The sequence below is a fragment of the Lipingzhangella halophila genome (assembly GCF_014203805.1).
Classification (GTDB): Bacteria; Actinomycetota; Actinomycetes; order Streptosporangiales; family Streptosporangiaceae; genus Lipingzhangella; species Lipingzhangella halophila.
Genome location: NZ_JACHJT010000002.1, coordinates 615,082 through 642,010, shown reverse-complemented (window position 1 = coordinate 642,010; position 26,929 = coordinate 615,082). Strand labels below are relative to the sequence as shown.

Below are 26,929 nucleotides of genomic sequence, written 5' to 3'. Positions count from 1 at the left end.
GCGGGCTCGCGGTGCCGCGCCGGGAGCAGACCTCAGAGCGATTCCAGTACTCCTGAACAACCCCCAAGGGAGCGACCATGCTGAGCACGATGCAGGACGGAAGTCTTTCGATCGGCAACCTGCTGCGGCACGGCAGCCGTACGCACGCGGCCAGTGAGATCCGCACGTGGACCGGAACGGGCGTGCGCCGCTCGACCTTCGCTGAGGTGGGGCGCGACTCCGCACGGTTGGCCAACGCGTTGCGCGGGCTCGGTGTCACCGGGGACGAGCGGGTCGGCACGTTCATGTGGAACAACGCCGAGCACATGGTTGCCTACTGTGCTATCCCGTCGATGGGGGCGGTGCTGCACACACTCAACATCCGGCTGTTCCCCGACCAGCTGGTCTATATCGTCAACCACGCCGAGGACCGGGTCGTCCTGGTCGACGGCACTCTCGCGCCGTTGCTGGCCAAGCAACTCCCGGCCATGCCGACCGTCGAGCACGTGATCGTGACCGGCGGCGATGCCAGTGTCCTGGAGGCGCCGAGCGGCGTCGAGGTGCACTCCTACGACGATCTGCTGGCGGCGCAGCCGGACGTCTTCGACTGGCCCGACGTCGACGAGCGTTCCGCCGCGGCGATGTGCTACACGTCCGGTACCACGGGGGATCCGAAGGGTGTCGTCTACTCGCACCGGTCGATCTGGCTGCACTCGACGCAGGTCTGTATGAGCGACGGCATGTGCCTGGCCCAGGAGGACACCGCGCTGGCGATCGTGCCCATGTTCCACGCGATGTCCTGGGGCCTGCCCTACGCCGCGCTGATGGTCGGCGCTTCGCTGGTCATGCCCGACCGGTTCCTGCAACCCGGCCCGATCGCGGAGCTCCTGGCGGCTGAGAGGCCGACCTTCGCCGCGGCGGTGCCCGCCATCTGGCAGGGGCTGCTCCAGCACCTCGAAGCGAACCCGCAGGACATCTCGCACCTGCGCGAGGTCGTCGTCGGCGGGTCCGCGGCGCCGCCCTCGCTCATGCACGCCTTCGACGAGAACTACGGTGTCCCGGTGCTGCACGCGTGGGGCATGACGGAGACGTCGCCGCTGGGCAGCGTCGCCCGGCCCCCAGCGGGGACCACCGGAAAGGAGCGGTGGGCCTACCGTTACACGCAGGGCCGTTTCCCCGCGGCGGTGCACGCGCGGCTGGTGGGGGAAGGCGGTGCGGAACTGCCGTGGGACAACGAGGCAGTGGGCGAGCTGGAGGTCCGGGGACCGTGGATCGCGGAGTCCTACTACGGCGACGCCGACCCGGAGAAGTTCCACAACGGTTGGCTGCGTACCGGGGACGTCGGCACGATCAGCCCCGACGGTTTCCTGACCCTTACCGACCGCACCAAGGACGTGATCAAGTCCGGCGGTGAGTGGATCTCCTCGGTGGCCCTGGAGAACCACGTGATGAGCCACCCGGCCGTGGTCGAGGCCGCGGTGATCGGCGTGCCGGACGAGAAGTGGGACGAACGGCCGCTGGTCGCCGTGGTGCTGGCCGAGGGGCAGCAGGTAACCGGGCGCGAGCTGCGCGACTTCCTGGCCGACAAGGTCGCCAGGTGGCAGTTGCCCGAGCACTGGACGTTCATCGACGAGGTGCCCAAGACCAGCGTCGGCAAGTTCGACAAGAAGCGGCTGCGCACCTCGCACTCCCAGGGTGAGCTCGACATCAGCAGCGTCTGAGCGCCACCGGCCGCCGCGCACGCCCCCGCCCGCGGCCGTTCGCGGGTGGGAGGCCCCTCGTGCCCGCACCCGATGCGTGCGCGGCGAGCATGCTGCGGGCCGCGCGGATCCCCGCAGCGGTAGCCGCGTCATCCCGTACCCCCGCGCGACGCCAGGGAAAGCTCAGGGATTTCCCCGGTGGCCGCGGGCCGTCCATCCTTCGATACTGGGCAGTATGGACGAGCACAACGGCAGCCCCCAGCCCGGCCAGTTGCGGATCTCCGACACCGAGAGGGATACCGTCGCCGCCACATTGCGTGAGGCGTTCGCCGAGGGGCGGCTCGATCCCGCTGAGCACCAGGACCGCCTCGACGCCGTGTACGGCGCAAAGACTCGCGGGGAACTGGCGCCGCTGCTGGCCGATCTGCCGGAGCGCTCGTCGGTGGAGCGCGCTCACGGTGCGCCGCGCCCCATTCATGGTGCCGAGCGGGTGGTCGAGGCCGAGCCGACGAGCAGGAACGCTCTGACAGTCCTCTCCGGGGCGGAGCGGACGGGACGGTGGGTGGTGCCCCGGAAATTCTCGGCGGCCAGCCTCTTCGGAGCGGTCACGGTCGACCTGCGCGAGGCACGGTTCACAGCGCGGGAAACCACGATCCAGGCCCACTCGCTCGCCGGCGCGGTCGAGGTCATCGCGCCGGACGACATCGTTCTGCGCGTCGAGGGGGCAGGCGTCATGGGCGGGTACTGGCTTGACGGCGACCCGGTCGAGACAGTGCCGGCCGGGGCTCCGATTGTCACCGTCACGGGTATCTCGCTCATGGGGTCGGTCTGGGGCCTGTACAAGCCGCGCGACCACCAGAAGCCGGAGCGGAAGCGGTGGTGGCACCGTCTCCGCTCGCGCGGCGCGTAGCCGCCGGCGGCGAACAGCACCCGCCGGTCCTAACCGAGCAGCCGCTCGACCTCCGCGAGGAATGTGTCGGCTGGCAGTACGGGGCGGTCCCCGAAGTTGACGTGGCTAGGTTCCTGTGAGGTGCTGTCGAGCCGCCATTCCGCCATCACCGAGCGCGGACCGTCGTCCGATGGCAGGCCGAGGAGGGCGGAGACGTCCAGCGAGTGTTCGAGGAGCAGGTAGCGGACCTGCAGGTCCGTCCGGCGCACGGTGACCGCGGCGAAGTAGGCTTCGGTCGGTGCCTTCGGGGGCGGCATGGTGATCAGCACGACGTCGTGCCCGGGGATCTGGTGGCCGGTGGCGGTCGGCGGGTCGTCGACGCACCGCGCTTCGACCGGGACTTCCTCGGCGGCGTTCTGCCACTCGGTGGCGAGCAGGCGGTGCAACGTCTGGTTCTCGACCAGGTGGGGAAAGTCGCTTCCCTTACTGAGGACGGCGTTGCGCAGCAGTATGTGCGTGAAGACGTAATGCTGGGTGATCGAGGAGCTTCCAGAGGACATGCCGGTCGTTCCTCAGCTTTCGCTCGGGGTGCTGGCGGGCCCGCCGCCGAGTGGTCCAGCCCAGCCAGCCCAGCGGCCAGACTGCGATCCTAGACGTCCTCGCGCGGTCCGTCGTCCCCTCGGCCGGCTGCGGACGGGTCGTGCCCGCTGGCCGCAAACGGCCATGAGGCAGGGTGTTTCTCCGTTGCCACGTACCGTATATTGTCCTACAATAAACAGGGATACTATTTTCGACTGCGTTGGTGTGTGTCAGCGGCTCGCGATACGGCGCAGGAGCCAGACGCGCGGCCGCGCTACCAGGCGGAAACCCCGGCGCTCTGACAGCCGTGGCCGTGGTTCGACACGCACGGCATGCGCGACCGCTGCTGCCGGAGCCGGACGGACCCAGGGACGACACAAGGGAGACCAGGTTCATGAAAGGCGATGGCCGGGTCATCGGCGAGAAGGTGCTCCGACCGCGTGAGCAGGTCGAGAAACAGATCCGCGCGACGATTCTCTCCGGTGAGCTGCAGAGCGGCGAACGCCTGCCGTCCGAGGCGGAGCTGTCCCGCCAGTTCAACGTGAGCCGCACCACGATCCGCGAGGCGCTGCGCACCCTGAACTCGCAGAACCTCATCGAGAAGGTGCCGGGTGCCGGCGGCGGTAGTTTCGTGCGCAGCATCGACCACCGCTCCCTGGGAAACCTGCTGCAGGAGTCGCTGCACAACCTGCTGCAGCTCGGGACCCTCCGCTGGGAGGAGGTGGCCATGGTGCGGCAGTACCTTGAGGTGCCGTCGGCCCGGTTGGCCGCCGAGCACCGCACAGAGGAGCACCTGGAGACGCTCGAAGCGATCGTGCAGCGGCAGAAGAACACCACCGTCAACGACCCCGACGTCCCCGACCTCGACGCGCAGTTCCACGCCACCATCGCCGACGCCTCGGGTAGCCGGGTGCTCGCCGGCTTCGTGCACGCCCTGCACCGCGAGACCGAACCCGTGCACTACCTCGACCTCTCTCCCGAGGTGGGGCGGGCGACGGTGCGCCAGCACCGCGAGATCGTCCGGGCCATCGCCGCCCACGATCCCGACGCGGCGGAGGCCGCCGTGGTCGAGCACCTCTCGTACCTGCGAGCGCATTTCAGCGCCCCGCAGGAGCCCGGGCCCCAGAACGAGGAGCTCAGCGAAGACTGAGGACCGCCTTCCCGAACCGGCGCCCCTTGCGGACGAACTCCAGCGCGCCGGCCACCTCCCCCAGCGGGAAGCGGGCCGCGATGGGGACGCCGATCCGCCCCCCGCCGACCGCGGTCATCAGCTCGCCCTGGACTCTGCGCATCGTCTCGGGCTCCCGGTCCCGGTAGTCGGAGACCTGCAACCCCAGCACCGCGAGGTTCTTGACCAGGACGTGCCCCGCGGGCACCGCGGGCACCTCGCCTCCGGCGAATCCGCACACGACCAACCGGCCTTCCCAGGCCACACACCGGAGCGCCTGGCGGAAGACCTCCCCGCCGACGGTCTCGATGACCACCCCCGCGCCCGCGCCACCGGTCAGCTCGCGGACCCGGTCGCGCAGCGTGCCCGCGTCGCCGGTGAGCACGTGGCTCGCCCCGGCGCGCCGCAGGTGGTCGGCATACTCCTCGGACCGGGCGTAGGCGATCACCCGGCCCCCGAGGTACGCGGCGAGCTGCACAGCCGCGCTCCCCACGTCGCCGTTGGCCCCCGTGACCAGAACATCCTCCCCCTCCCGGAGGGCCGCCCGACGGGCCAGGGCGAAGTGCGCGGTGAGGTAACCCATCCCCATAGCGGCGGCGGTGTCGTCGTCGACGCCGTCGGGAACCGGAACGGCGTTGGCCGCCGGCACCGCGACGCGCGCGGCGAACGCCCCGTGCTCGACCTGCGCCGCCACGCGGGTCCCGACCCCGGGCGTGCGCACGTCGGGGCCGACCGCGGTGACAACCCCGGCCAGCTCCTTGCCCGGGACGAACGGCAGTGGCGGCAGGTTCTGGTAGGTACCGCCCGTCACCAGCAGATCGGGAAAGTTGACCCCGGCCGCTCGGGTGTCGATCACCACCTCTCCCGCATCCGGCCGCGGATCCGCCAGCTCCACCACCGCCAGCTCGGGTGGACTGCCAAACGATGTCACCTGTACTGCGCGCATGTCCTCAGCTCTCCTTCACTCGAACGCACCGCCGATCGTGAGCGTTCCACCCTTTCCACGGCGCCGTGGAGTCTCGTGGGTTTCCGCCCGGCTCGCGCGGGTTGCGGCGATGGGGCACCCCCTCGCTTTGCCCCATTGCCGCAACCGGCGGGTGCCCTTAAGCAGGCCTCTCCGGGGGCGCCGGATCGGAGAACGCGGGTGCGCGGCGCGTTCCCGGTGCGTGCCGCAGCTCGGGCGCGAGCGGCACGCCGAGCGCGGGAGCGTCCGGGCCGCCCGCGCCGGCCACCCGGTACTCGGGGTCCGACCGCAGGCGCTGTGCGTCCTCCGCCTCGGCGAAGGTGGCCACGACCGAGCAGCAGACGTCCTCACCCGCGAAGGTCCGCTCCCACTCAGCGGCGGTCCGGGCGCGGACCAGCCGTGCGACCTCGTCCAGAACCTCTTGTTCGCGCCCCGTCTCGTCCTGGTCGCCGGCGGGCAGGCCCACCAGCGCGGCGAAGCGCTCCCAGAAGCGCTGCTCCAGGGGAGCGGCGGCCAGGAAGCGGTCGTCGGCGGTGCGGTAGATCGCGTAGCGCGGACTCCCCCCGGTCAGCAGGCCGCGGCCGGCCTCGGGCCAGCTCCCGCTGCCGGCCCGCGTCGCCACAGCGCTGTAGGCCAGCGTCTGCAGGCTGTGCGTCATCGAGATGTCCAGGTGGACGCCGCGCCCGGTGCGGTCGCGGCGCATCAGGGCGAGCAGGATGTTGAGCACAGCGGGGTAGCTTCCACCGGCGATGTCGGCGATCACCGTTGGCGGCAGGTGGGGCGCGCCGTTGCGGTCCACCGCGTCTCCCAGCAGCCCGGACTCCGCCAGGTAGTTCAGGTCGTGGCCGGCCCGGCCGGCGTCGGGGCCGTGCTGTCCGTACCCTGTGATCGAGCAATAGACGATCGCCGGGTTGACCGCGCTCACGTCGGCGTAGCCGAGGCCGAGGCGGTCCATGACGCCCGGCCGGTTCTGCTCGACCCAGACGTCGGTGTCGCGCGCCCGGTCAAGGAGGGCGTCGCGCGTCGCGGGGTCGCGCAGGTCCATGGTCACGCTGCCCTTGCCGCGGTTCAGCAGCACGAAGTTGGCGCTGTCCTCGCCCAGCCGCGGCTGGTAGCCGCGCATCTCGTCGCCGCGTCCGGGCCGCTCGACCTTGGTGACCTCCGCCCCGGCCTCGGCCAGCAGCAGTGTGGCCATCGGGCCGGGCAGCAGGGTCGACAGGTCGAGCACCCGCACGCCGTCGAGTGGGAGGCCGGTCTCGCTCATTCCGCATCGCCTCCCGCCGCCGCGAGCTGCTTGCGCAGCTCCGCCTTGCGCAGCTTCCCGCTCATCGTCATGGGCAGCTCGTCGCGGATCTCCAGCCGCTCCGGCAGATGGTGCTTGGACAACCCCTGTTTCAACAGGTAGTCGCAGAGCTGCGCGAGTTCCATGCGGCTGCCTTCGCGGAGTACCACCACCGCGGCGGCGCGCTCGCCCAGCCGCTCGTCGGGGTAGCCCACGACGGCCGCGTTGACGATGTCCGGGTGCGCGTGGACGAGGTTCTCCACCTCGGCGACGGGGATGTTCTCGCCCCCGCGGATGATGATGTCCTTGCTCCGGCCGCGCAGCGCGACCGTGCCATCGGTACCGCGGACCGCCCGGTCGCCGGTGTGGAACCAGCCGTCGGCGGTGAACACCTTGCGGGTCTCGTCGGGGTGGCCGTAATAGCCGAGGAACAGCCCCGGCCCGCGTACAAGGAGGTCGCCCTCCTCCCCGGGCGGTAGCTCCGTCCCGTCGTCGGCGACGACCGCCACCTGCGCGGCTGGCACCGGAACGCCGTCGGTGCGCAGGGCCTGCTCCGGGAGGTGCGGGGCGCACGAGATGGCGATGCCGTACTCCGTCATCCCCCACGCCGGGCAGACGAAAGCCCCCAGGGAGGCGCCCGCCGTCTCCGGCAGGGCGCGCGGGACCGGCGCCCCGGCCAGCACGACTGTGCGCAGGGGGCAGCCGGGGTCGCCCGCCAGGTCGGTTTCGAGCAGGTCCATAAGGAATGTGGGGGCGTTGACCATCGCGGTCACGCCCTCCTCCCGGATGAGGTTGGATCCCTCGGCGGGGTCCCACCGGTCGACCAGGACAGCGGTGCCACCGAGCTCCACCGTCATCAGGATCCCCCACAGGAACCCGCTGTGGTGGCCGATCGGCGACGCCACGAGCTGCACGATCGGTTCACCGAACGTCGCGGCGCCCATGTGCTCCACGAACCGTTCCAGCACCGCGATCAGCGCCTCGTGGTTGTTCATCACCCCTTTGGGCTCGCCCGTCGTGCCCGAGGTGAACCCGAGATGGCACAGCCGGCTCGCGGAGGGCTCCGGGCGGTCATGCCGCGCGGAGCCCGGCAGGTCCGCCCAGCGCACCTCGCCCTCGGCCAGCTCCGCTGCGCGCGTGTCCTCGACCACGGCGATCGTGCGCAGCCCCGGCAGCTCCGGGCGGAGCTCGCGCGCCAGGGACAGCGGGGAGTTCCCGCGCCAGGACGGCACCGTCACCAGGACCCGGGCCTGGCTCCGCCGGAGGATGGCCGTCATCTCCCGCCGGCCGTAGGCCACCGGAAGCCCGACATAGACAGCACCCAGCTCGGCGATGGCGAAGATCAGGATCGGGAACTCGACCCGGTTCGGCAGCATCACCGCCACCGCGTCCCCTTCTCGGACCCCGAGCCGGGAGAGCGCGTCGGCCGCCACGCGCACACGCTCATCGAACTCCCGGTAGTTGAGCCGTTCCCGCCCCGGCTGGCCGGAGCGGTGGCCGACGAGCGCCGGCGCCTCAGGGGCACGCGCGGCCGCGTCAGTCAGCAACGAGCGCAGCGTGCGGCCGCTCCAGAGCCCGGATGCGCGGTACTCCTCGACCGCCGCGTCGGTCAGCGGCAGCTCCTGGCCCGGTGCGGGGTTGTGCACCAGTGTGTCCGACAGGACGAGCTTGGGCGGTGGCATCGGTTTCCTCCTCGGTCACAACACTGCGCGGTCTAATCGCGCCGATCATGAGGATCGCGTTCCTTCCTGCGATCGTGGGCGCTTCCATGTTTCGGGATTTTCGGTGTGTCGGGGGCGAGCGCCCTGGGTGGGGGGCGTTCACCCGGTGCTGGTCGCGGATGGGTGCGCGCCCGACGAGAGCAGCGAGGACGGTGGATGGGCCAGCCCCCAGTAGTCGCTGCGGGTGCCCGAGGTGACCCACGCAACGGGGGCGGCGAAGGCCCGCCGGTTCTGCGGGAACCGTCCCTTTGCGGGTGCCAGCGCTCCCGCCCGGCGGCGGGCCGCAGCGAGAGTGACCGAGAGGACATTCTCGGCGCCGAACATGTCCCCACGGTCACCTTCGGTGCGGGGTGCGCCCCCACACGCGCCCGCACCGCCCCCGTCGCACGCGCCACCACCGGGCACCCGTACCGATCACCCGGGGGCTGGCCCATCCGCTGCCTTCGCTGCTGCTTGCGGTGGACGCGCCACCACACGCCCACCGCAGCGACGGGCTCCAACCCGAGCGCCCTCTCACCCCCTACCCCACCGAAACTCCACGCGCGGCGGAAGGAACGCGATCCGCAAGATCGCCGCGTACCGATCCCCGACGGCTAAGCACTCCGGGAAACCGCCCCTGGATCGTCGGGTCCAGCCGCCGCCTGTGCGGCGCGTTCTCGGACGGCGCCGATGTCGGCGACCGCCCGCAGCGAGATCGCGTCGCGCAGCCGCCCTTCGGCGGGGTACTCCGCCAGAAAGCCGTACCCGCCGTGGGCCTGGACCGCGCCGGACGCCACGTCGACGGCCGCCTCCAGGGTGCGGTCGAGCAACGCGGCCGCCGCGGTCGTGTCACGCGGGTGGGCGAAAGCGGCGGTGAGCGCGTCCGAAGCTCCCGCGAGCAGGGTGTGGAGGCTGTCCCGCACGGCGGGCAGGGCCGTCAGTGGGCCGCCGAACTGGACGCGTTCGCCGGCGTAGGCCATGGCGTCGTGCGCCGCGGTCTCGGCGATGCCGGCCGCCACAGCGGTGAGCCCCTGGTACAAGGTGCGGCGCACCAGCCGGACGTCAGCACCGAACCGGGCCGCCGCCCGGTCCAGTGACGTGGTCGCGGGCACCGACCCGGCGCCGTCGAGCCCGGTGCGCGCGAGCGGCGCGCCGAACTCGACACGGTCGGCGGGCACCAGGGCGACCGTCCCGTCGTCCACCAAGACCACCAGGTCGGGTGCTGGTGCGGCGGCGTCGACCCGCATCACCTCGATCGTGCCGTCGTCGTGGGACGTCGCGGAGTCCCCGGCGAGGTCGACCACGGCGATGCCCCGCCCCTGGGCGGCGACCCCGGCCAGGACCGAGCGGCCCGCGGAGTCCCCGGCCAGCGCGGCGCCGGCCGCGTGCGCGTGGGCGAGGGCCACTCCCAGGGCGGGCCAGGCCGCCCCGATCGCCGCGGTGGCCAGGGCGACGGTCGCGGCGTCCGCGCCGCCGCCTCCCTGCTCTTCGGCCAGGCTGAGCGACCACAGGCCGAGCCGCACGAGCTCCGCGCGGGCCGCGTCGATCCGCTCGTCGGCACCGCCGCCGGCGTCTCCGGCGCGCACGGGCCGTTCCTGGGAGAGCCCGTGGATGGTGTCGAGCAGCATGCGGTGCTCGTCGTCGTGGACGAACCGCTCGATGGGGCGCGTGGCACTCATGACCAGAACCGTTCGGGGTCCGGGCTGCGGCGTTCCTGGAAGGCGGCGTTCGTCTCGTGTGCTTCGTCCGTGGTGAGGTACATCGTGAGCTGCTGGTCGTGCGCCATCCGGGCCTGCCCCGAGACACCGTTGTGCCGGGCGGAGAAGGCGCCCTTGAGTGCGCCGATCGCGAGCGGGCTCCGGGCGGCCAGCTCGTCCGCCACCGACCGCGCCCGCTCCGGGAGCTCGGCGGCCGGGACAACCTCGTTGACCAGCCCCATCGCCAGGGCCTGCTCCGCCGAGTACTTGCGGTTCAGGTACCACATCTCCTTGGCGCGCTTGCGCCCGATCGTGTCCTCCAGGTACCAGGTGCCGTAGCCGGCGTCGTAGCTCCCGACCATCGGACCCACCTGCCGGAACACCGCGGTGTCCGCGGCCACCGAGAGGTCGCAGACGTTGTGCAGCACGTTGCCGCCCCCGACGGCGAAACCGTTGACCGCCGCGACGACCGGCTTGGCCACCGTGTCGATCGCCTGGTAAACGTCGATGATCGGCAGCACCTGGTCGTAGCCCAGGCCCTCGGTCTCCTCGTGCTCCCCGCCGATGCAGAAGAACCGGCCCCCGGCGCCGGTCAGGATCGCCACCCTGAGTGCCCGTTGCGAGCGGAACCACCGGAAGACGTCGGCCAGCTCCAGGCACGTGGTCTCCCGGAAGCGGTTGCCCGCGTCGGGGCGGTTCAGGGTCACGGTCAGGACGGGACCGTCCACCTCGGTCAGGATGTCGGTGTAGCTGCCCACAGGAGTTCTCCCTACGTCGCGTCGTCCGGGCCGGCGCCGCCGCCGGCCCGGAAACCCTTCCCGGCCTTGTCGCCCAGGTACCCCGCGGCGACCATCCGCGACAGCAGCGGCGGAGGCGCGAAGCGGGAGTCGTGCAGTTGGGCGTGCGCGCTGGCGGTGGCGTGCTCGTGCACGTCGAGTCCGATCATGTCGAGCAGCCGCATTGGGCCGACCCGGTAGCCGAGGCCCAGTTCCAGCGCGGTGTCGAGGTCCTCAGCGCTGGCGAGCCCGTCGTCATAGGCCTGGACCACGTCGTTCAGGTACGGCATGAGCAGCCGGTTCACCAGGAAACCCGGCCGGTCGGGCACGACAGCCGGAGACTTGCCCAGGTCGTGGCAGAGGTTCTCCAGGTCGGAGAGCACGTCCGGCGCCGACTGCAGGGCCCGCACCACCTCGACGATGGACATCAGTGGGGCGGGGTTGAAGAAGTGCAGCCCCGCGAACCGTTCGGGATGCGGCACGGTGGCCGCCAGGTCGGTCACCGCGAGGGCCGACGTGTTGCTGGCCAGGACCGTGTTGGGGCCGACGGCGTCCGCGACCCGCGGCAGCACGTCGGCCTTGACATCGTGCTGTTCCACCACGGCCTCGATGACCAGGTCGCTTCCGGCCAGGTCGGCGAGGTCGGTGGTGCCCCGGATCCGGCTCAGCGTGTCCGCGCGCTCCTGTTCGGAGACCTTGCCGCGGCGGACCCCCTCCTGCAGGAAGTCGCCGACCGCGGCGTGGCCCGCGTCGACGCGTTCCTGGTCCGTCTCGTAGACGGTGACCGCGCGTCCCGAGGACGCCAGCACCTGGGCGATCCCGCGGCCCATGGTGCCGTACCCGAGGACCGCGGCCCGTTCGAAGCGGCGCATGCTACCTCCTGACTCGTGTTCCGCGCCCGCGGTCTCGCTCACGTGCCGAACAGCCGGTTGTCGTCGTAGGTGTAGAACCCGCGCCCGGTCTTGCGGCCGAGGTCGCCGGCGGCGATCATCTGGTCCACCAGCGGGGGCGGCGCGAACCGCTGCTCGCGGAACTGCTCGTACAACCGCATGGCGACCTCGCGGTGCACGTCCAGGCCGACGATGTCGAGCAGTTCGAACGGGCCCATGGGGTGGCCCAGCGCCCCCCTGACCGCCCGGTCGATGGACTCGATCGTTCCCAGGCCGGATTCCAGCGCGCGGATGACGTCGTTCTCCCAGGGGATGAGGAACCGGTTGACGATGAACCCGGGGCGGTCCGCGGTGTGCACCGTCGTCTTGCCCACCTGGCCGAGGAACTCCACGGTCCGCTCGTAGGCAGAGTCGTCGGTGCGCCGCCCGCGCGCGACCTCGACCAGCTTCATCAGGGGTGCGGGATTGCAGTAGTGCGTTCCCACCACCCGTTCCGGCAGCTTCGAGCCGGCGGCGATCCCGGTGACGGGCAGCGTCGAGGTGTTCGTGTGCAGCAGGGTCTCGGGCGCCACGATGTCGTCGAGCGTGCCGAACAACTGCTGCTTGGTGGCGAGGTCCTCGTGGACCGCTTCCACGACGATGTCGGCCGGGGCGAGATCGTCGAGCCGCGTTGTTCCCGACACCGCCTCGCTGGCGGCCTCGGCCTGCTCCTCGGTGAGTTTGCCCTTCTTGGCGCTCTTGCGTAGGAACCCGCGGACGCTGTCGATCCCCCGGGCGAGCCCCGTCTCATCCACGTCGTGGATGAGGGTGCGGAACCCGGCGCGGGCGCTCACGACGGCGATACCCGTCCCCATCGTGCCGGCTCCCACGACCGCCACGGTCCGGGGTGTGTCGGTGTCAGCCACCAGCCCCTCCTCTCGTGTGTCCTGCACGTCTCATCGAGCGGTCTGGCCGCCGTCGATCACGATGGTTTCGCCCGTCATGAAATCGGAGGACGGGCCGGCCAGCAGCACCAGCCACGGGCTGAGCTCGTCGACGTCGCCCATGCGGCGCGCCGGTACGCCCCGCAGGATCCGTTCGTAGGTGTCCTGGTCGGCCCGGGCGTCGGCGTTCAGGTCGGTGGCGAAGTACCCCGGCGCGATCGCGTTGACCTGCACTCCCTTCCGGGCCCACTCCACCGCCAGCGAGCGGGTGAGCGCGACGACCGCGGCCTTGGACGAGCAGTAGGCCGCGTGCATGGGGACACCGGTGAACGCGAAGTTGGACGCGATGTTGATGACCTTCCCGCGGCCCTGGTCGACGAGGTGCCGGCCGATGGAGCGGGTTACCAGGAACGTCCCGCGCACGTTGGTGGCGTGCACGGCGTCCCACTCTTCGGGGCTCTGCTCCAGCAGGGGAGTGCTGGCCAGGATGCCGGAGTTGTTCACCAGCACGTCCACCCGGGAGAACTCGCGCAGTGTCCGGGCGGTGAGCTCCTCGACAGCGGCCTCGTCCGTCACGTCGGTGGGCACGGCCAGCGCGCGCCGGCCCCGTTCACGTACCTCGCTGGCGACCGCTTCGAGCTGGTCCGCGCTGCGCGCGGCCAGGACGACGTGGGCGCCAGCCTCCGCGAGGGCCAGCGCGGCGGCGCGGCCGATCCCGCGCCCCGCCCCGGTGACGACGGCTACCTGGTCCGCCAGTGGCTGCTCGGTACTCACGGGGTCCGTCCTTCGAGGGAGTCGAGTCGTCGGTCGGTGTCGCGCGCGATCAGCAGCCGCTGGATCTCGTTCGTGCCGTCGTAGATCTGCGCGGCCTTCGCGTCGCGGACGTAGCGTTCCACGCCGAGGTCGCGCAGGTCCCCGGCGCCGCCCAGCAGGCGGGTGGCCGCCCGCGCGACGGAGAATCCCAGGTCGGTGCACCGCTGCTTGGCCACGGCGACCTGTGCCGTTGGCGGGGCGTCGGCCCGGTCGACCTCGCGCGCCGTGGCCAGCAGCAGCAACCGGGCCTGCAGGATCCGCCCGCGCAGGTCGGCCAGCTCGAACGCGGCCGCCTGGGGCAGGCGTTTCCCGTGCCGTTCGCGCAGGTGGGCGAGCGCGTGCGCGTAGGCGCCGCGCGCGAAACCGACCCCCTGGGCGGCGGCGCTGATGCGCGACTTGGCGACCGCCCGGAGCATGATGTCCCACCCGCTGCCCGGCTCGCCGAGGCGGTTCGAGGCGGGAACCGGAACGTCGTCCAGGAACAGCTCGGCGGTGGTCGACCCGTGCAGCCCCATCTTGGCCAGTGGCGCGCCGCGGCCGACCCCGGGGGAGGCGCCGTCGAGCACGAACGCGGTCACCCCGCCGCGCTGGGCGGTTCGGTCGGTGGTGGCGAAGCAGACGATCACGTTGGAGCGGTCGCCGGTGGTGATGAACGTCTTGGAGCCGCTGATCCGGTAGTCGCCGCCCGCCTCCGCTCGGGCGGTGGTGCGCAGGCTGGAGACGTCGCTTCCGGCGTTCGGTTCGGTGATGGCCAGCGACCCGTAGGCGGCGCCGGTCAGCAGCGGTGGCACGTGGGTGTGGACAAGCGCGCGGTCGCCGCCCAGCACGATCGGGTACCCCGCGTGCGTCTGGGTCATGAAGATCATGCTCGTGGCGGCGCAGCCGGCGGTGATCTCCTCCATCGCGGCGGCGTAGGCCACCGTGCTGTCGCCGGTGCCTCCGTACTCCGCGGAGAACAGCAGGCCGACCCAGCCCGCGCGGGCCAGTGCCTGGAAGCTCTCGCCGGCGAACGTCTCGCTGCGGTCGACCTCCGCGGCGCGGGGCGCGACCTCGGTGGCCACGACGTCGCGGACCTCGGAGCGGACATGCCGCTCGCGGTCGTCGAGGAGCGCGTCCGAGGCGGGCTCGTCGACCGCTTCGTGCAGTGCGAGGTAGCGGTCGGAATCGCCGATCGCCGTCCGTGCCTGCGGCAGGGTGCCGGTCACGTCTCCTCCCGCGGTTGTGCGGCGTCGCCGAACACGGGAGTGCGCTTCTCCCGGAAGGCGGCGATCCCTTCGGCGGCCTCGGGGCTGCCGGTTGCCAGCGCGGCGAGCGCGCTCTCCAGCCGGAGTCCGGTCTCGGTCGGGGCGTCGGCGCTGGAGCGTACGGCGCTGAGGATGGACTGGATGGCGGCGGGTCCGCGGGTGGTGAGGTCGCGGGCGGTCTCCAGCGCCGTGGTGACGACCTCGTCCGCGGCTACGGGCGGGACCGGCGTGAGCCCGAGTTCGTAGGCCCGGTCGGCGGTCAACCGGGTCCCGGTGAGCATCGCGTGCGTGGCGACCTGCGGACCGACCGAGCGGACGAGCCGCTGCGTGCCGCCGTAGCCGGGGATGAGTCCGAGCCCGGCCTCCGGCAGGCCCAGTTTGGCGTTCTGCGCCAGGACCGGGAAGGTCGCCGCCAGCACCAGCTCGAAGCCGCCGCCGAGGGCGGTCCCGTTGACCGCGGCGATGACGGGGAGGGGGCAGGTGGCGATCCGGTTCAGTACCTGCTGGCCGCGCGTGAGCCGCGCGTGGGCCTCGGAGGCGTCCAGGCCGGTGAGTTCGCCGAGGTCGGCGCCGGCGCTGAACGCGCGGTCGCCGGAACCGGTGATGACGATGGCGCGGGCGGTGCCGGACGCCGCGGTGCGGGCGACAGCGGTGTCCAGCTCGCCCAGCAGGTCGGAGTTCAGGGCGTTGTGCACGTCGGGGCGCTCCAGCCGCAGCAGCGTGACCGGGCCGTCCTCGACGGTCAGGGATGGGTTCGCGCTCATCATGCCGCTCCAGTGACGTCCGTGTGGTCGGCGGCCTCGACCGCGCCCCGCGCGAGAAGCGCTTCGATCTCGCCATCGGGGTAGCCGGCCTCGCGCAGGATCTCGACCGTGTCACCGCCGAGATCGGGCACCGGCCCATTGGGTGGCTGGGGAAGCGAGCCGAGGCGGAACGGGCTGTGCACGCCGACCAACCCCTCTCCCTTGCCCTTCAGCGGCAGCAGCCCGTCGCGGGCGTTGACCTGCGGGTCCGCGATGACCTGGGAAAGTGACTGTACCGGGGCGCAGGGCACCCGCGCTTCTCGCAGCACGCGTAACCACACCTCGGCGGGGTGGCAGCGGAGGCGTTGTGTCATGGCGGCCACTATCCGCTCCCGGTGCGCCCGGCGGCCCGCGTTGTCCGCGAGCTCCGGGGCCGTGGCCAGGTCGCCCAGGTCGAGGGCGGTGCACATGCGCTGCCAGATCGCGTCGTTGCCCACGGCGATCACGATGTTCTCGTTGGCGGTGGCGAACGACTGGTAGATCGCGAGGACGGAGTCGGTCCCGCCGCTCGGTCGGGGCTCCGGATCGCCCGCGAGGTAGGCGGAGATCCGCGGGGCCATCAGCGCGAGGTCGGTGTCGAGCAGCGAGACGTCCACGACGTCGCCCTCGCCCGACTGCCGCTGGCGCACCGTCGCCGCGGAGACGGCCAGCGCGGCCGCCATCCCGCTGACCACGTCGGAGAGCGCGGTCGACACCCGCTGCGGTGTTCCACCCGGCTCGCCCGTGACGCTCATCAGGCCCGAGCGCGCCTGCGCGACGAGGTCGTAGCCGGGCAGGTCCCAGTCCGGGCCGGTGAGCCCGAACCCCGACATCGCGCAGTAGACGAGCGCGGGGTTGCGCTCGTGCAGCGTCTCCGGTTCCAGACCGAGGGACGCGAGCTTGCCCGGGTTCAGGTTCACCAGGAAGACGTCCGCCCGGTCGAGGAGGGACAGCAGTGCCGTTTTGCCGCCCTCGGATCGCAGGTCGATGACGATGCTGCGCTTATTGCGGTTGGCCGAGGCGAACCACGCCGCCGTCCCGTTGACGTCGGGCGGTGCCCACTCCCGGGTGTCGTCGCCTCGACCGGGACGTTCCACCTTGACGACGTCGGCTCCCAGGTCGGCGAGGTACATCGCCGCGGTGGGGCCGGCGTACGAGGTGGTCAGGTCAACGACCCGGACGCCGGTGAGCGGTCCTCGTCCCGTTTCGTCGGACACAGCGGCGGTCACCTGGTCCCCTCTCCCTCGTGAATACATGATGGAAAATAGTGGACATTAATCAACACTGTCAATACAAGGCTGTATCCACTAGACTGCTCATCTCGCGGTGGACGAAACACCGCGACGCACGAGACGTGAACCCGGACGTGTCTCACGTGTGTTCAGCGAACGGCGGCAGCGCGGCCCAGCGCCGCCACCGCCGGCGGCGGAACACCCCGCACACCACCTCCGTCAGCAGTGAGCCGAGCGTTGATCGGCACCCGGGCGCACCGGAGCAACCAACAGCCACTCCGCAACGCTGCGCCAACGCGAGACCCTCAGCCGCATCCGGCCCTTCCGGGCCCTCAACGATCTTCCGGAGGCCACCATGGCAACCGCAGACCAGGTTGACCACGCGCAACCTCTCGACCCCCGAGCCAAGAGAGCTGTCCGCGGGGCGTTCGTCGGGTTCTTCCTCGACATGTACGACATCTACCTGCCCGTGGTCGCCCTCAGCGCGGCAATGGCCTACTTCGTGGCGCCGACCATGCCCAAGCCGACCGCGGCGATCGTCGGGTCGCTGATCTTCGTGGCGACGCTGCTCGGCCGCCCGGTGGGCGCGCTCCTCTTCGGGCGGTACGCCGACCGTGTCGGCCGCAAGCGCACCAACCTGATCGCCGTCAGCGGGTTCGGCACGATGAGCTTCCTGATGGCCGCGCTGCCCGGTTACTACGAGTGGGGCATTTCCGCCGTCATCCTGTTCATCGTCCTGCGCTTCATCGACGGCGTCTTCGTCGGCGGTTCCTACTCCGCGTCGAGCCCGCTGGCCATGGAGTACCTGCCGCGCCAGAAGCGCGGCTACTGGGGCGCCTACATCATGGTCGGGTTCCCGCTCGCGTTCGTCGCGATCTCGGTTATCACGTTGCTGACGCAGCAGATCGCGCCCGTGGGCGGTATCGACTCGGCGTACGTGCAGTGGGGTTGGCGCATCCCGTTCGTCATCGGCGGCCTCATCTCCCTCATCTACGTCGTCTGGTACGCCAAGAACGTCGACGAGTCCGAGCTGTTCCGCGCCAGTGGCGGTACCAAGTCCCCGCTGAAGACCCTTTTCTCCGGCGACAGCCTGAAGAGCTTCCTGCAGGTCTTCGTCCTCATGAGCGGCTTCTGGCTGAGCCTCAACACGGTCTCCGCGATCATGCCCGGGCTGCTCGCCGACCCGGTCGGCCTGTCCGGCACCGAGTCCAACGCGCTGCTGGGGGTCGCCTATCTGGTGCTCGCCGGCGGGTACGTCGCGGCCGGGGTCGTCAGCCAGAAGACCGGGCGCAGGCCGTTCCTGATGGTCAGCGGAGCCGCGGCGGCCATCATCGGGACCCCGTTGTACTACGTGCTGCTCACCTCGCCGCCGGACAGCACGGTGCTGCTCATCGCGCTGGTGACCGCGATAGTGCTGGTCATCGTCTGGTTCTGGGGCCTGGCGACGACCTACATCAACGAGCGGTTCCAGACCGGTGTCCGGGCCTCCGGGTTCGGCCTCGGATACAGCCTGGCGGTCATCCCGCCCTCGTTCTACGCCTTCTACCAGTCCCAGCTTGACCGGTTCATGCCCTTCGACCTGACCGTGCTGCCGCTGCTGGTGGTCGGCGGGATCCTGGTCGTCATTGGTGCGGCGATCGGCCCGGAGACGCGCGACGTCGAGTTCAACGTCGACAAGCAGTCCTAGGAAACACTGGTACGTCCCCCGGATCGCGCGGCCGGCCCGCATAGCGGGCCGGCCGCGCGACGGTCCCCGCGAGCCACCGACAACGAGGAAGGCCGACCATGGAACTCGGGTTCTCACTACCGTGCTCCGGCTCCTGGGCTACCCCGCACAACCAGGTGCGGATCGCGCAGGCCGCCGAGCGGCTCGGCTACCACCGGCTGTGGACGCTGCAGCGTCTAATGCGTCCGGTCGAACCGCAGAACGACTACCCGCCGCTGGCCGGGCAGCCGTGGCCGGCGACCTTCGAGATCACCCAGGATCCGATCGTCACGCTCGCGCACGTGGCGGCGTCCACGTCCACCATCGGGCTCGGGACCGCGGTGCTCGTGGCGCCCTACTATCCGCCGTTGCTCCTGGGCAAGCAGCTCGCCACCCTGGACCAGGTCGCCGGGGGCCGCCTCGCTGTCGGCCTGGGGCTGGGCTGGTCCAAGGACGAGTACGAGGCGGTGGGCGTGCCGTTCGCCCGGCGCGGCGCGCGCATGGACGAGTTCGTGCGGTGCCTGCGGCGCGTGTTGAGCGACGATGTGGTCGAGTTCCACGGCGAGTTCTACGACATACCGGCGTCGCGTGTCGAGCCCAAGCCGCTCCAGCGGCCGTCACCCCCGCTGCTGATCGGCGGCTACGGGAAGAAGGCGATGCGGCGCGCCGCCGCACTCGGCGACGGGTTCGTCGGCGGCAACCTCCCACTGCCCGCGGTGCGCAGGGTTCTCGACGGCCTGGAATCGGCCTACCGGGACGCGGGCCGGGACGTTTCGCAGGCCCGGGTGGCCAGCCGCGGGGCGGTCCAGGTGTTCTCGGAGCCGCAGGGGGCCGACCGGCGCCCGCTGTTCGGAACGCTCGGCGAGATCCGGGACGACATCGCCCGCTACCGCGATGCGGGCATCGACGAGCTGTTCCTGGAACTGAACTTCGACCCCGCGATCGGCGGCCCCGACGCCGACCCCGAGGCCACCACTGACTACGCCCTCGACGTGCTGGCCGAGCTCGCGCCGGACGCCTCCTGAACCGAGCCTCGCCGGGATCGAGGACGACCGTGTGGTCATGATCGGTGGCGAAAGTGTCCGCACGCTCGTCCTCGACGCGTCAACGACGCCGCACCAGTTCGCCCACCATGGGCGCCTCCGGGCTCACCGCTGCGCCCCTCGGGAACCGCGCGGCGCGTATGTCCGGGGCTGGGGACGGTTGGTGCGCCACCAGGCGAACATCGTGGCCGCGTCCAGGCTCGCGTGTTCGTGCAGCCCATCGTCGTCCAGCACGTGGTAGGTGCCGCTGGTCTCGCCGAACCAGACGATCAGGCCCGGGTTGCGGGCCTGCAGCCGAGCGGCGGCGGAATGGGCGTCGGCGTGCCGGGGCGAGCGCCCCCAGCGGGTAAGGGTGGCGGTCATCGGGCCACCCCCGCGGAGAGCAGGGAAAGCAGGTCGATGAACTGGTCGAACACGTCATTCTCGACCGTCCGCGCGCGTTCCAGGACGCGAAGGTAGGGGCGAACACGCGCGCTCTGGCGCGGTGGCAGGATGGACACGTCATCAACTCCTGTGTAGTTGGTGGCCACGCCCCGGGGCCGTGCCAGCGGCCGCCGGGGTCTTTGTGATCCTCAGAGCTTATCCAGTATATACCCCTCTGCATAGGAGTACAGAGGGATCTAACTGAATATGCAGGTCAACGCCTGTCTATGTTGGGGGTGTGAGCGATGCAGACGAGTTGAAACACGAGAGCGCCACACCGCTGTACGTGCAGTTGGCGGACATCGTCGCGGCCAAGATCAAGTCCGGAGAGCTGCAGCCGGACCGGCCGATTCCTGCTGAGACGCGGCTCGCTGAGGAATACGGCATCGCTCGCCTTACCGCACGCAGGGCCGTCCGTGAGCTTCGAGATCGCGGCCTTGTGGTAACCGTTCCTGGCAAGGGCACGTTCGTCGCCGAGCCGGACGGTTCGGAGTAGCGGCGTGGCCCTCTCAACTGGCGGGTGACCGGACAGCGCCGGAGATCCCCCTTACGGGCTCCCTGACCAGCGGCGTTACTCCGAGCCCGACGAGCCCGCAAGTCGGCCGGAATCAGCCATTCGGCATTGGCACAATTGGGTAACGGATTCGGGAAACCGTAGACTCCCGCAATGCCTTCTGATCCGCGCGGCTCGATGCCGCAGCACCCGCCCGAGTCCGGAACACCACCCGGGCCCTCCACCCCGGAACCGCGCGTCGAGCAGCCGCCGGCGCACCCGCGCGGTCGGGTGAATACGCGCAGGCGCGGTTTCGTGCCGTGGGTCATCCTGGGGGGAGGTTCCCTGATGGCCTTGTCAGTCTGGCAGAACTCCCTCCTCTCTTACGTCGTCGACGTCGGTGGCCAGTCCTACGACCTCGGCGCCATCGCAGTGTTGCTGCTCCCCCTGTGCGTGCTGGTGGCGATGCTGGTTGTGCTGCTGCCGCGCTGGGCGCAGCAGTGGGCCGATGTGGACGAGTACGGCATCACCCTGGTCCGGCGTCCGATGTTGTGGTTCCGCGAATGCAAGGTCTCGATCCCGTGGCGGGACGTGCGCCACATCAGGACGGCGGTGGGCTCCGGAAGCAAGATGGCGCTAGAGGTGCTGCTGTACCACGTCGACCACGGGGTGCGGATGCCCACCTGGGCCAAGCTCGTGCCGGCGGACGAGACTTCGTCGGGCAGTGCCTCGCCATCCTCGCGTGTGCTCCTCAGCCCTGGGCACGCCAAGGTGGGAGAGCTTGAGCGGATGCTGCGGGGTGTGCGTCCCGACCTGTTCGAGGCACCCGCCCCGGCCGGGGCCGGCCCGCGTTCTGAGCGGGGCAGCGCCGAACCCCAGTGGGTGAGCCTGCGCGGGAGGATGATTCTGCTCTTCACCTACCTGTTTGGCTTTGTCGGCGCGGCCAATGCCGCGGGTATCAGGGCGGCGCTGCAGGGCGAGATTAGCCAGATCCTGGTGATTTCCCTGGGCATGGCGGGGGTGCTGGCCTGGTTCGCGCCGCGGATGCTTACCCGTCAAGGGGTCGCGGTCGACTCGTCCGGGATCACGCTGGTGCATGCTCCGGCACTGTGGTTCGCCGGCGCGACCGCGTATGTGCCGTGGCCGGAGGTGCGCACGATCAGCGAGGGCGTGGCGATCAAAAGAACCGAGAATGGGCACGAGCGTGCCACGCCCACCGTCGAGCTGATGCTGCGGTCCCCGGACTGGGTGTCCCGGGTGCCGAAAAACGGGATGTCGGTCGTGCCCCGGGAGACCCAACGATCGCCGGCGTCTCCCGCGGAGCCGTTGACCCGCATCACGATCAAACCCGGCAAACGCCGGCAGCCTCGGGTTGTCGAGGCGCTGCGCGCGGTCCGTCCGGATCTGCTCCCGGAGCACTGACCGTTGCGCGGCCGCGTCCATTGGGTGAGCATCCGGCACAAGAAGCGTACGTCCCCGTCCCAGCAAGCGGGCGCCGCCGACGTCTGGCGGTTCGCCCGCGTTCCCTGTGCTCCGGCGTCTGTGCGACCAGAATCGGCCGCACCAGGGGAGATGCTGGCGCCCCGGAGCCGTGCTTGACTTCCGCCATGTCTATCCCCCACCACTCCGAACCTGATCACACCCCTGGGCAGCCGTCCCCGCACCCTCCGCCGACACAGGACACCCCGCAGGGGTGGCTGGACGTGGGCACGGCCCGCCGGGGGATATGGGGATGCGGTGTCCTCGCCATCGTCGGCGGCCTCCTCATGGCGCTGCTGACCGCGGTCGCCAGCGTGGGCAGCGAGGACGCCATCGAGGGAATGGTCTTCGCGGGTCTCCTGGTGGTCGCGGCGGTGGTGGGCACGATCGTCCTGGTCACGCGGTTGCCGCGGGCGCTGTCCCAACAGGGGATCGCCGTCGACGGCTCGGGTATCAGCCTGGTGCAGCGGCCCAAGTGGTGGTTCCGCGGCCGCACGCTGCACGTTTCGTGGGGGGAGGTGCGATCCACCGGCACCCTCCCCGTCGGCGAGGACTCCGCGCAGGCGATGCCGAATCTCCGGCAGTTCGTCATCACCCTGTACCGGGAGCCGTCCGCGGCGAACCCGCCCACCTGGGCCAAGCTCGTACCAGCCGATGAGCAGGGCCCGTACAACACGCCACCGGTGGAGTTCCCGCGGGTGTTCGTCCCCGGTGAGGTCGGGAGCCTCAACCAGGTGCTGGAGCCCATCGCGGCCATCCGCCCCGACCTGCTGGCCGAGCCCGCCGGCGCGTCCGCGCCGGACACCCCCGCGGCAGCGCCCGGCACTCCGCCTCAGCCCTCCGGTACGGGAACGCCCGCACAGCACACGCCGGCACCCGCGCCCGGCTGGATCAGCGTGCGCGGAACACGCGTCGTCGAGTGGCTCGCCGGCGGCTTCTTCTCGGTGTTGCTCGCGTCGATGGTGCTGGTCCCGGCGGTCTCGTTGGCCGACACGTTCCTCGACACCTACGGTTCCACCGTCGTCGTTGTCTCGGCTTCCGCGCTGGTGTTGAGCGTGCTTGTGGCGCTGCTGGTCGCACTGCCGCGGTACTGGACCACGCAGGGGATCGAGGTGGACGAACACGGGATCGCCGTGGTGCAGCGCCCGATGTGGTGGTTCCGCGGCCGCACCGCCGCCATCCCGTGGCAGGACATCGACTACATCGCGCGGAGTGCGGGTCCCGGTAACAAGCTCGTACTGGAGGTGCTGCTCTACCGCGTCGACCACGATCTGGCGATGCCCGGCTGGGCCAAGCTAGTGCTGGCGGGCGAGACCAAGTGGGACCGGACGTCGTCCCGGCCGCGCGTGCTCTTCACGTACGGCCACCATGTGATCGGGCGCCTGGAGCGGATGCTGCGGAGCGCGCGCCCCGACCTGTTCGAGGTGCCGGCCGTTGAGCCCGGAGCGCCGCACCTTCGCGGCACCGCGGAACCCCAGTGGGTGAGCATGCGGGGTCCCCGGCTCGCGGTCTGGATCCTCGGCGCGGTGTTCGTCTGCTACACCGACGTCGCGCTCACCGCCATGAGCGTTGTGGCCTTCGCGGAGGGCGACTGGGTCGACGCGGTGGGTGGCGCGGTCGGCGCGGTCGTGTTCCTGGGCGTGACCGGGTGGGTGGTCCATGTCGCCCCGCGGATGTTCACCCATCAGGGGGTCTCGGCTGACGTGTCCGGCATCACGCTGGTGCAGGAGCCGGCGCTGTGGTTCGCCGGTCGGACCGCGCACATCCCGTGGCCGGACGTCCGCACGATCAGCCAGGACGTGCTCGTCACCGGAACGGGAAAGGACCGCAGGAGCAGCGCCCTCGTTCACCTGATGCTGCACTACCCGGACCGGGTCACCAGCGCCCCGACCTGGGCATCGGTCGCACCGCGCGAGCTCCAGACGCCCCCGGCGTCCCCGACGGAGCCGCTGACGCGTATCACGATCAAGCCGGGCAACCGCCGGCATGCCCGGATTGTCGGCGCGCTGCGCGCCGTCCGCCCGGACTTCTTCCCGGGCGCGTGACCGGGCGTTGCGGTAGTCAGGTTCCGGGCGAACGCGCGTTGCGCGTCCACAGCCGGTGGACGAACGCGCGAGGCCGGAAGTGGCCGCCGCCAGGGACCGGCGGCGAATTGCCCCTGGGGCCGAGCGTCATGCTTGACTTCGGCCATGAGCTTTCCTGGTGAATCGACCCCCGGCAATGTCTCCGCACCTCCACCAGAAGAGCCGGCGCCCGCGCGGCGGGAGCCGCCCCGGGAGTGGATCAGCATCCGCGGGTCCCGCATCGTCCAGTGGATCATCGCCTGCGTCAGTCCCGTGTGGCTCGCGCTCTTGGCGGGGACGTGGGTTCCGGTCGTCCCGGTCATCAGCGGGCTCATCGAGGGCAGTCGGGAGTTCGTCCCCGCTGACACGGTCGCCCTGCTGGTCCCGGCGGCCGTTCTGGGTGTGCTGCTGGGGCTGGTGGTCGCCCTCCCGCGGTACTGGACCGCACAGGGGATCGAGGTGACCGGGCACGGGATGGTCGTGGTGAAGCGCCCGATGTGGTGGTTCCGCGGCCGTGCGGCCTCGATCCCGTGGGAGGACGTGCACCACGTCAGCCGCGGCGTGCGCCCCCGGAACAAGCCCGTGCTGGACGTGTTGCTGTACCGCGTCGACCACGGGCTGTCGATGCCCGGTTGGGCCAAGCTGGTCCTGCCGGGCCAGACCAAGTGGGGCCGGACGTCGTCGTCCCGGCCGCGGGTGCTCTTCGCGCTCGACCACAAGGACGTGCGGCGCCTCGAACAGATGATGCGCGACGCCCAACCCGAGCTGTTCGCGGTACCGGACGCCGACCCCGACTCCGCGCCGCAGCGTGGCCGCGTCGAGTCCCAGTGGGTGAACATGCGGTGGCACGGGGTCGTGGGCTGGATCGTGGCCGCGCTCGTCGCTGTCGCCACGGCCGTCGCCATCTCCGTGCAGATGGTCAGAGAGGTGGGTCAGCCCTACATCGGCGCGAGCGAGATTACGGGCGGCACTGTGTTTCTCCTGGGCTCGTTGGGCGGGACAGTGTGGGCGGTCTGCGTCGCGCCGCGGACGTTCACCCGCCAGGGAGTCTCGGCCGACGCCTCCGGCATCACGCTGGTGCAGGATTCAGCGCTGTGGTTCGCCGGCCGGACCGTGCACATTCCGTGGCCCGAGGTTCGCTCCATCGTCCCGGACGTGGTCGTCACCGGTTCGGGGGACAAGCGCAAGACCCACGCCGTTGTCGAGCTGATGCTGCGGTCCCCGGACTGGGTGTCCCGGGTGCCGAGTTGGGCGTCGGTATTCGGCCAGGAGGTCGGGCGGTCTCCGGCGTCCCCGACGGAGCCGCTGACGCGTATCACGATCAAACCGGGTAACCGCAGGCAACCGCGGATCGTCGAGGCGCTGCGCGCGGTCCGCCCGGATCTGTTCCCGGGGCAGTGACCGCCGCCCTCCGCGCCGCGTAACGACCAGTCCCCGCGATATCGGCGCACGCATGAGCGCACGCAGGCGTGTGACCTCGTATAACGGGCGGTCCAGCGGGTAGCGGCGACCTCCGTGGAGTACGAGATCACTGATCGGAGGCCGACGTGACCACCACGAATGACCTGTACGCGGCCCGGGAGTTCGAGGGGATGCCCATCGGCGGGCAATGGCGCGCCGGTTCGGTGGGCAGGGCGAAGGTCGACACCGACCCGTACCACGGGGACACCCTGGTCGAGATCCCGCTCGCCGACTCCAACGACGTGGACGAGGCTTACCGGCTCGCCAGGGACGCGCAACGAGACTGGGCACGGCGCACCCCGCAGCAGCGGGCCGAGGTGATGCGGCGGGCGGCGCAGGTGATGACCGACCTCTCCGACCACATCATCGACTGGCTGGTCCGCGAGGCCGGAAGCACCGTCGCCAAGGCCAGAGCCGAGTGGCTCGCCACGCGCAACGACTTCCTGGAGGCGGCGTCCTACCCGCACCGGATGAGCGGCGCCCTTCTTCCCGCCGACGTCCCCGGAAAGGAGAGCCGGGTCTACCGCCGGCCCCTCGGCGTGGTCGGGGTGATCAGCCCGTGGAACTGGCCGATGCACCTGTCCAACCGGTCGGTGGCGCCGGCCCTGGCGGTGGGCAACGCTGTGGTGCTCAAGCCGGCCGGCGACACCCCGGTCACCGGAGGGCTGCTGCTGGCGCACGTGCTGCGGGAGGCCGGCCTGCCCGAAAGCCTGCTCAGCGTGATCGTCGGCAGTGGCGGCACGGTGGGCGACGCCATGGTGCAGCACCCCATCCCGAGGATGGTCTCGTTCACCGGCTCCACCGAGGTCGGTGTCGGCATCCGGCAGAAGGCGGGCACCAAGAAGGTGGCCATGGAGCTGGGCGGCAACGGGCCGCTGGTCGTGCTGGACGACGCCGATCTGGAGTACGCCACCGAGGCCGCACTCTTCGGGACGTTCTTCCACCAGGGGCAGATCTGCATCCGAACGAACCGGATCATCGTCGACGACGCGGTGCACGACGCGTTCGTGGACCGCTTCCTCGCCCGTACGCGCGAGCTCCAGTACGGTGACCCGGCCAAGCCCGACACCGACATCGGCCCGGTCATCAACGCGAGCCAGCTCGAATCCATCCAGGACAAGCTCGTGCGGGGCCGCGACGCCGGCGCCGAGGTGCTGCTCGCCGGCGATCCCACCGGGCCGACCGGGCTCGTGCTGCCGCCCCACGTGGTGCTCGCGAACAACTCCGCTCCTCCCGCGGCAGAAGAGGTGTTCGGCCCGGTCGGCACCGTGATCCGGGCCCGCGGCGAGGAGAACGCGCGCGACATCGCCAACGACACCAACTACGGCCTGGCCAGCGCGGTGTTCACCACCGACGTCGAGCGCGGGGCGCGCTTCGCCGCCGGAATCGAGGCGGGGATGACGCACATCAATGACCAGACCGTCAACGACGAGGCGAACACCGCCTTCGGCGGCGAGAAGGACTCGGGTGTCGGGCGTTTCGGTGGCGAGTGGGCGATCGAGGAGTTCACCACCGACCACTGGGTGAGCATCCAGCACGAGAAGCGCACGTTCCCGTTCCAGCGGAAAGGGAGCACTACGCCCTCCGCTGGCGTATGAGCGGGTTGAGAGCCGGCACGGGCGCCCGGGCGCCCGCGGGAGCAGA

Annotated in this window: 25 protein-coding genes; 10 read left to right on the top strand and 15 right to left on the bottom strand. The window is 71.0% G+C overall.

From position 1 onward, the window contains the following. The first annotated feature begins 77 nt into the window (after positions 1–77). On the top strand, positions 78–1,700 hold the full coding sequence (locus tag F4561_RS29950; RefSeq protein WP_184585057.1) for a long-chain fatty acid--CoA ligase: 1,623 nt from the start codon (positions 78–80) through the stop codon (positions 1,698–1,700). Between the two features lie 214 nt (positions 1,701–1,914). Next, complete coding sequence (locus F4561_RS29945) at positions 1,915–2,589, top strand: DUF1707 SHOCT-like domain-containing protein (protein ID WP_184585056.1); 675 nt, start codon at positions 1,915–1,917, stop codon at positions 2,587–2,589. A 29-nt stretch (positions 2,590–2,618) separates the two neighbouring features. Here the strand turns inward: F4561_RS29945 and F4561_RS29940 are convergent, their stop codons facing one another. After that, complete coding sequence (locus tag F4561_RS29940) at positions 2,619–3,128, bottom strand: hypothetical protein (protein ID WP_184585055.1); 510 nt, start codon at positions 3,126–3,128, stop codon at positions 2,619–2,621. Between the two features lie 413 nt (positions 3,129–3,541). Here F4561_RS29940 and F4561_RS29935 point away from each other — a divergent pair, with 413 nt between their 5' ends. Further along, the gene (locus F4561_RS29935; protein WP_184585054.1) at positions 3,542–4,297 is read left to right on the top strand and encodes a FadR/GntR family transcriptional regulator; all 756 of its coding nucleotides are present in this window, start codon (positions 3,542–3,544) and stop codon (positions 4,295–4,297) included. Here F4561_RS29935 and F4561_RS29930 read toward each other — a convergent pair. The 12 genes from F4561_RS29930 to F4561_RS29875 form a co-directional block, all read right to left on the bottom strand. Next, positions 4,284–5,261 (bottom strand): NADPH:quinone oxidoreductase family protein, encoded by a 978-nt coding sequence (locus F4561_RS29930; RefSeq protein ID WP_184585053.1) that lies wholly within the window; start codon positions 5,259–5,261, stop codon positions 4,284–4,286. The genes F4561_RS29935 and F4561_RS29930 overlap by 14 nt on opposite strands. A 157-nt stretch (positions 5,262–5,418) precedes the next feature. Next, positions 5,419–6,543: a CaiB/BaiF CoA transferase family protein gene (locus F4561_RS29925; protein WP_184585052.1), complete on the bottom strand. Its 1,125-nt coding sequence runs from the start codon at positions 6,541–6,543 to the stop codon at positions 5,419–5,421. Continuing rightward, positions 6,540–8,243: an AMP-binding protein gene (locus F4561_RS29920; protein WP_184585051.1), complete on the bottom strand. Its 1,704-nt coding sequence runs from the start codon at positions 8,241–8,243 to the stop codon at positions 6,540–6,542. The genes F4561_RS29925 and F4561_RS29920 overlap by 4 nt, the downstream gene beginning before the upstream one ends. 138 nt (positions 8,244–8,381) lie before the next feature. Beyond that, complete coding sequence (locus F4561_RS29915; protein ID WP_184585050.1) at positions 8,382–8,606, bottom strand: hypothetical protein; 225 nt, start codon at positions 8,604–8,606, stop codon at positions 8,382–8,384. Positions 8,607–8,875: 269 nt separating this feature from the next. Beyond that, positions 8,876–9,940, bottom strand: coding sequence for an acyl-CoA dehydrogenase family protein (locus F4561_RS29910; RefSeq protein ID WP_184585049.1), 1,065 nt, complete (start codon positions 9,938–9,940; stop codon positions 8,876–8,878). Beyond that, on the bottom strand, positions 9,937–10,716 hold the full coding sequence (locus F4561_RS29905) for an enoyl-CoA hydratase-related protein (protein WP_184585048.1): 780 nt from the start codon (positions 10,714–10,716) through the stop codon (positions 9,937–9,939). Before F4561_RS29905 ends, F4561_RS29910 begins: the two co-directional genes overlap by 4 nt. A gap of 11 nt (positions 10,717–10,727) precedes the next feature. Continuing rightward, entirely contained in the window at positions 10,728–11,606 is an 879-nt protein-coding gene (locus tag F4561_RS29900; RefSeq protein WP_184585047.1) for a 3-hydroxyacyl-CoA dehydrogenase family protein, read from the bottom strand. Positions 11,607–11,644: 38 nt separating this feature from the next. Next, positions 11,645–12,529, bottom strand: coding sequence for a 3-hydroxyacyl-CoA dehydrogenase family protein (locus F4561_RS29895; protein ID WP_221446387.1), 885 nt, complete (start codon positions 12,527–12,529; stop codon positions 11,645–11,647). A 30-nt stretch (positions 12,530–12,559) separates the two neighbouring features. After that, on the bottom strand, positions 12,560–13,321 hold the full coding sequence (locus F4561_RS29890) for an SDR family NAD(P)-dependent oxidoreductase (protein WP_184585046.1): 762 nt from the start codon (positions 13,319–13,321) through the stop codon (positions 12,560–12,562). Continuing rightward, positions 13,318–14,565 (bottom strand): acyl-CoA dehydrogenase family protein, encoded by a 1,248-nt coding sequence (locus F4561_RS29885; RefSeq protein ID WP_221446386.1) that lies wholly within the window; start codon positions 14,563–14,565, stop codon positions 13,318–13,320. The genes F4561_RS29890 and F4561_RS29885 overlap by 4 nt, the downstream gene beginning before the upstream one ends. Continuing rightward, on the bottom strand, positions 14,562–15,368 hold the full coding sequence (locus F4561_RS29880) for an enoyl-CoA hydratase/isomerase family protein (RefSeq protein WP_184585045.1): 807 nt from the start codon (positions 15,366–15,368) through the stop codon (positions 14,562–14,564). Before F4561_RS29880 ends, F4561_RS29885 begins: the two co-directional genes overlap by 4 nt. Next, positions 15,368–16,615: a CaiB/BaiF CoA transferase family protein gene (locus F4561_RS29875; RefSeq protein WP_221446385.1), complete on the bottom strand. Its 1,248-nt coding sequence runs from the start codon at positions 16,613–16,615 to the stop codon at positions 15,368–15,370. The genes F4561_RS29880 and F4561_RS29875 overlap by 1 nt, the downstream gene beginning before the upstream one ends. Positions 16,616–16,973: 358 nt before the next feature. Here F4561_RS29875 and F4561_RS29870 point away from each other — a divergent pair, with 358 nt between their 5' ends. After that, the gene (locus tag F4561_RS29870) at positions 16,974–18,305 is read left to right on the top strand and encodes an MFS transporter (protein ID WP_184585043.1); all 1,332 of its coding nucleotides are present in this window, start codon (positions 16,974–16,976) and stop codon (positions 18,303–18,305) included. A 98-nt stretch (positions 18,306–18,403) separates the two neighbouring features. Next, positions 18,404–19,348, top strand: coding sequence for an LLM class F420-dependent oxidoreductase (locus tag F4561_RS29865; protein ID WP_184585042.1), 945 nt, complete (start codon positions 18,404–18,406; stop codon positions 19,346–19,348). Positions 19,349–19,471: 123 nt separating this feature from the next. On the opposite strand, the gene F4561_RS29860 is transcribed toward F4561_RS29865, so the two are convergent. Together F4561_RS29860 and F4561_RS29855 are read right to left on the bottom strand one after the other, a co-directional pair. Next, on the bottom strand, positions 19,472–19,729 hold the full coding sequence (locus tag F4561_RS29860; RefSeq protein ID WP_184585041.1) for a hypothetical protein: 258 nt from the start codon (positions 19,727–19,729) through the stop codon (positions 19,472–19,474). Beyond that, positions 19,726–19,866 carry a hypothetical protein gene (locus F4561_RS29855; RefSeq protein ID WP_184585040.1) on the bottom strand — a complete coding sequence of 47 codons (141 nt, stop codon included), beginning with the start codon at positions 19,864–19,866 and terminating at the stop codon, positions 19,726–19,728. Before F4561_RS29855 ends, F4561_RS29860 begins: the two co-directional genes overlap by 4 nt. Positions 19,867–20,027: 161 nt before the next feature. Between F4561_RS29855 and F4561_RS29850 the strand changes: the two genes are divergently transcribed. The 5 genes from F4561_RS29850 to F4561_RS29830 all read left to right on the top strand — a co-directional run bounded on the left by F4561_RS29850 (position 20,028) and on the right by F4561_RS29830 (position 26,883). Next, the gene (locus tag F4561_RS29850; RefSeq protein WP_184585039.1) at positions 20,028–20,285 is read left to right on the top strand and encodes a GntR family transcriptional regulator; all 258 of its coding nucleotides are present in this window, start codon (positions 20,028–20,030) and stop codon (positions 20,283–20,285) included. 345 nt (positions 20,286–20,630) lie between these two features. Continuing rightward, positions 20,631–21,704 (top strand): hypothetical protein, encoded by a 1,074-nt coding sequence (locus F4561_RS29845; protein WP_184585038.1) that lies wholly within the window; start codon positions 20,631–20,633, stop codon positions 21,702–21,704. Between the two features lie 185 nt (positions 21,705–21,889). Continuing rightward, complete coding sequence (locus tag F4561_RS29840) at positions 21,890–23,806, top strand: hypothetical protein (protein ID WP_184585037.1); 1,917 nt, start codon at positions 21,890–21,892, stop codon at positions 23,804–23,806. A gap of 144 nt (positions 23,807–23,950) precedes the next feature. After that, positions 23,951–25,225, top strand: a complete 1,275-nt coding sequence (locus F4561_RS32990) for a hypothetical protein (RefSeq protein WP_246438189.1) — start codon at positions 23,951–23,953, stop codon at positions 25,223–25,225. 146 nt (positions 25,226–25,371) lie between these two features. Beyond that, complete coding sequence (locus F4561_RS29830) at positions 25,372–26,883, top strand: aldehyde dehydrogenase family protein (protein WP_312885713.1); 1,512 nt, start codon at positions 25,372–25,374, stop codon at positions 26,881–26,883. Positions 26,884–26,929 lie beyond the last annotated feature (46 nt).